Genomic DNA, 799 nt, shown 5'->3' on the forward strand with positions numbered 1-799 from the left:
AATGGCAGGTAAATTCACAATTGCCGAGGTTGAGGAAATCGTTCCATTAGGTGAGCTTGACCCTGAGGAAATCATAACGCCTGGTATTTATGTCGACATGATCATCGAAACGGGAGGGGTGAATTGGAAATGGGTATGGGAGTAGATATTCGCAATCGAATTGCCAAGAGAGCGGCACAGGAGATTAAGGATGGAATGATTGTGAACCTTGGGATTGGGATTCCTTCACTCGTTCCAAATCACCTACCTAATGGCATAAACGTCATGGTCCATGCAGAAAACGGTATTTTAGGTATCGGTCCAAGCCCAGACAAGGGTAAGGAGGATGAGAATATCTGTAATGCTGCAGGATATCCAGTAACAACCGCCACAGGTTCCTCTTATTTTGATAGTTCAATAGCTTTCGGTATGATACGTCGTGGTTATATTGATATCACCATTTTAGGATCGCTTCAGGTTAGCGAAAAAGGAGACCTCGCAAACTGGATTGTTCCAGGAAAACGTGTTCCAGGCATGGGCGGGGCGATGGAGCTTGCGCAAAAAGCGAAGAAAGTGATTGTCTTAATGAACCATGTTGACAAGCATGGAGAATCCAAAATCGTCAAGGAATGCAGCCTGCCGCTCACCTCGAAAAGTTGTGTCAATCTCATCATCACCGATATGGCAGTGATTGAAGTGAAGAAGGATGGACTTCATCTCCTTGAAGTAATGGCTCCTTTTACAGTGGAAGAAGTCATCAAAAATACGAGTGCTGAATTAAATTGCGATGACTCTATATAAGTTTATTCAGCAGAAGTTC

Annotated in this window: 2 protein-coding genes; both read left to right on the forward strand. The window is 43.8% G+C overall.

Annotated features, from left to right (window positions below; translation table 11 throughout):
* Positions 1-145, forward strand: a 145-nt coding sequence (locus V7147_RS24420) for a CoA-transferase (RefSeq protein ID WP_335370391.1), incomplete at its 5' end; no start/stop codon positions are given.
* Positions 130-780, forward strand: a complete 651-nt coding sequence (locus tag V7147_RS24425; protein ID WP_335370392.1) for a 3-oxoacid CoA-transferase subunit B — start codon at positions 130-132, stop codon at positions 778-780. The genes V7147_RS24420 and V7147_RS24425, both read left to right, overlap by 16 nt.
* Positions 781-799 lie beyond the last annotated feature (19 nt).

This window comes from Bacillus sp. JJ1521, assembly GCF_036965165.1.
Classification (GTDB): Bacteria; Bacillota; Bacilli; order Bacillales; family Bacillaceae_L; genus Ferdinandcohnia.